General features: G+C 53.1%; 5 protein-coding genes. 1 reads left to right on the top strand and 4 read right to left on the bottom strand.

The features are described 5' to 3' along the window. Positions 1 to 1,058, top strand: a 1,058-nt coding sequence (locus ACRC1E_RS09880) for a PilZ domain-containing protein (RefSeq protein WP_438514927.1), incomplete at its 5' end; no start/stop codon positions are given. Between the two features lie 52 nt (positions 1,059 to 1,110). On the opposite strand, the gene ACRC1E_RS09885 is transcribed toward ACRC1E_RS09880, so the two are convergent. From ACRC1E_RS09885 to ACRC1E_RS09900, 4 genes are all read right to left on the bottom strand, one after another. Continuing rightward, positions 1,111 to 1,893, bottom strand: a complete 783-nt coding sequence (locus tag ACRC1E_RS09885) for a pseudouridine synthase (RefSeq protein ID WP_438514928.1) — start codon at positions 1,891 to 1,893, stop codon at positions 1,111 to 1,113. 157 nt (positions 1,894 to 2,050) lie between these two features. Next, positions 2,051 to 2,560 carry a metal-dependent hydrolase gene (locus ACRC1E_RS09890; protein ID WP_438514929.1) on the bottom strand — a complete coding sequence of 170 codons (510 nt, stop codon included), beginning with the start codon at positions 2,558 to 2,560 and terminating at the stop codon, positions 2,051 to 2,053. 234 nt (positions 2,561 to 2,794) lie between these two features. After that, a complete protein-coding gene (locus ACRC1E_RS09895) occupies positions 2,795 to 2,998 on the bottom strand; it encodes a cold-shock protein (protein ID WP_438514930.1) in 204 nt (67 codons plus the stop codon). A 170-nt stretch (positions 2,999 to 3,168) separates the two neighbouring features. Next, positions 3,169 to 3,378 (bottom strand): hypothetical protein (locus ACRC1E_RS09900; protein WP_438514931.1); only part of this gene is annotated, 210 nt, incomplete at its 5' end.

Genomic DNA, 3,378 nt, shown 5'->3' on the forward strand with positions numbered 1-3,378 from the left:
CAGATGGCACCACTTGGCAGCAAGCTTATTTCATCTATGCATTCGCCGAAGCGCAAGGTTTTCAACACGAACCCATACGCATTTATTCCAAGCGCGAAGCGGCGAGTGCCGAAGCTTTATTGGTTGCCGCCGCGATGCTGCATCTGGCGCAAACCGACAATCTGTTACCACATGAAATAGAAGGCGTAGGGCTTTTGCTTGTCGATATGGTGCGTGAAGTCCGGCTGCAGCGTGAGCCGGATTCGACAGATTTCCAGTATGTACTCAATCTGGACAAACCTCAGGCACCCCAGTTATTACGTCGCGGCACCACCGGCAGAAGCTGCCGCTACTGGTCGGGCGAGTCCGTACTTAACCGACTGGCAGATCTCATGCTGGCGTTCGACCACAAAACACCCGAAAGTCTGGCTCATGCCCTGCCGGCGCTGGACCGTACAGCATGGCAAACACTGCTGGATAAACTGGCGACCCGCTGGTCACAGGATGGCGGCAAGTCCATGCGCCGCCATGAACGCACCATGACCTTTGCCAATAGCTTGGTTGAGGTTGGACTGGAGCGGGTGGCTCTGGCAATCAAGCTCAATCGTGGCAGTGAAGAGCGGGTGGATAACTGGAAGGTAAACGATCTTAGTGATACCGGCATGGGACTGGTCTATCTGGGACGGGCCGTCGACAGCCTCAAGATTGGTCGTCTGATCTGGGTTTCGACCGAGACCCAAACCAGTACTCTGGGGGTAATACGCCGCATCCAACGCCTGTCCGAAGGCGGAACCAAGGTCGGGGTAGAAGTCATTGCCAGCAGCCCACTGGTGGTCGGCCTTTCCGAAATCGATAGCGATGCGGCGACACAGGCCTTGTCGGCACTCTATGTAACCCAAGCCAATGCCAAATGTGGAGAGCGCATGCTATTGATTCCGCAGCGTTTAGCCGAACCGGGTCGGGTGCTGATTTTTTCGGCCAACGGCAAGGCCTATCAGATCCGCATTAAAACCTGCCTCGCCTGTTTTGAAGAAACCGCACAAGTCGATTTTGAAACACTGGAACGCGTCAGCGCCTAAGCGATTCACGGCAGTAATACTCAAAAAACGCGTCTTACACGGTGATGGGCTATCAGGCTGGCGGTATTGAAGGCCAGTTCAGAATGCGCTGACTGAAAAATTGGTGCCTGTTTCCGCTAAACGGATCATTAAAACTGATCGCGCGCGCCAGCAACTGCAAGGGTGCCGAAAAATCATCAGCCGCCTTGTCGTCAGTCAATCGTGGATACCAAGGGTCATTCAGAATCGGCACACCCAATGCAGCCAGATGCGCACGCAACTGGTGCTTGCGACCGGTATGCGGCAACAGGCGGTAACGCCCCCATTCTCCTTGCCGTGCCAGCAATTCGACGCGGGTTTCGCTATTAAATACCCCCTCGGTCTCCTGCATGACAAAACTGCCTTGTGCTTCTGCAAGATGGCTTCTGTGTGTTAACGGCAATTGAAGCATCGGGTCAAAACGGGCGATGGCTTCATATTCCTTTTGTACTTCACGTTGCTGAAATAGCATCTGGTAGCCTGCACGGCAGGCCGGATCTATGCAGAACAGCATCACACCCGCAGTTTCACGATCCAGCCTGTGAATGGGCGTGAGCATCGGCAAATCAAGCTGGCTGCGTAGTCGCGTCAGTAGTGTTTGTTGCACATGGCGGCCACCGGGAATGCAAGCCAGGAAATGCGGTTTATCGGCAACCAGCAAACGCTCGTCGCGGTACAGGACTTCGGCTTCGAATGGCACCTCAGTCTCTTGCGCTACATCGCGGTAATACCAGATGCGCCGATTGGCCGGATAAGCAGAAGCCAAAGTATGTGGCTGCCCCTGATGGTCGAACACATCGCCATTTTCCAGTCGCATGCGCCATAGGCGAGCGGGAACATGCGGAAAGTATTCGACGAGAAAACTCAACAAATTCGGCCAAGCACCCGCAGGTAGTTGTAAAAAACTGGGTGTCACGCCGTTACGAACGGAGACAGGGGCGGCGCGCTGACGCATCGGTTTTTGCATGGTGGTTTCAGAATGAACCTGTCGACTTGGCCATCAGAAAGCCCGCGCCAAACCATAGGCCAGTCATCATGATCTTTTCGATGAATTTTCCATTAAAAAAAGTCACTGGCGCCCGAAAACGATGCTTGATCGGCCATAGCAAAGGTACGCCCGATGGTGTAAGCCAGTCGCCTACAATGTGGGAGGCATAACCTACGCACAAACCCAGAGCCAAAGGCATCCACATGCCAAAATAACGACTTTCAGCACTAAGACACATTACGCTGAGATAAAATACGCCGGCAAGTGCGATGAGGCTATGCGTAATCCCCCTATGACCGAAGATCATAGAGATAGGAATGGAAATAAGTCGCATGCGGCGGCCAAGCCAGCTTTGAGGGTGGTCGATATCCGGCAGCAAGGCGCCGACCATCCCCCCCAGTAACAGCAGCAATGTTCCCAACATCGGCGACTTGAGCAGCAAAGCCGTACCAACGCCGCTACATGCGCCAGCGGCAATATGGGTACCGACTTTCATCGCCGCATATACCCTGCGGGAAACATCCCGATTCCTAGCCTTTTGCTCACGCGATGTCTTTCAAGGCTCATGTGCCAGCCATAGAGCCGGCAGCCCTGCCAATTAAAAGCTGATTGTAAAAAAGACGATGTCGTGAGGAATTTACACTACTCGCCCGTCACAGCGTATTTATTTGATCAGATATACAAAAAGCCCCGCTAGCGGGGCTTTTATTCAGGCCAGCATCAGCACAAATTACAGTGGCTGGATATTGGTAGCCTGTGGGCCTTTTTGGCCCATGCCGGACTCGTAGCTAACTTTCTGGCCTTCCTGCAACGACTTGAAGCCGTTGGAGCGGATTTCAGAGAAGTGTGCAAACAAATCGTTGCCACCTGCATCTGGGGTAATAAAGCCAAAGCCTTTAGCGTCGTTGAACCACTTAACGGTACCGGTTTCCATTATGAATTCCTTTTGGGTATTAAAAATATAGGCTGATGCCCAAGTGCATGACAATCAAGGAATAGAGCATGGAACAAGAAGAACCGCTTTGCAAAAGGGCTACATTGTCGCGATGGTTCTGCTGCTTGAAAATCCTGCGCCGACATTTATACGCGCAGAACGCCAGCGCGTCAAACATTTATCGCCACCCTGCCGCCCTTGCTTGCACCGACCAAATCAAGGTGGAAAAATGGGCCAGGCAACCCGTAGTGCAGCGCACCCCGCAAACCAAACCCAGCCAAATTAGCAATAAAATTTATTTTTTGCCCGGCCGAAAAGCCCGAACCACAGCCGGATTTGTATCCATCCACGGGCCGCCCATCAACTCGATACAATAGGGC

The organism is Craterilacuibacter sp., from assembly GCF_051659485.1.
In the GTDB taxonomy this organism is placed as follows: domain Bacteria; phylum Pseudomonadota; class Gammaproteobacteria; order Burkholderiales; family Chromobacteriaceae; genus Craterilacuibacter.

What these genes read in the sequence shown, in the direction of transcription:
- ACRC1E_RS09895 (WP_438514930.1), bottom strand. Translation starts at nt 2,998, where the DNA reads ATGGAAACCGGTACCGTTAAGTGGTTCAACGACGCTAAAGGCTTTGGC.
- ACRC1E_RS09885 (WP_438514928.1), bottom strand. Translation starts at nt 1,893, where the DNA reads ATGCGACTGGAAAATGGCGATGTGTTCGACCATCAGGGGCAGCCACAT.
- ACRC1E_RS09890 (WP_438514929.1), bottom strand. Translation starts at nt 2,560, where the DNA reads ATGAAAGTCGGTACCCATATTGCCGCTGGCGCATGTAGCGGCGTTGGT.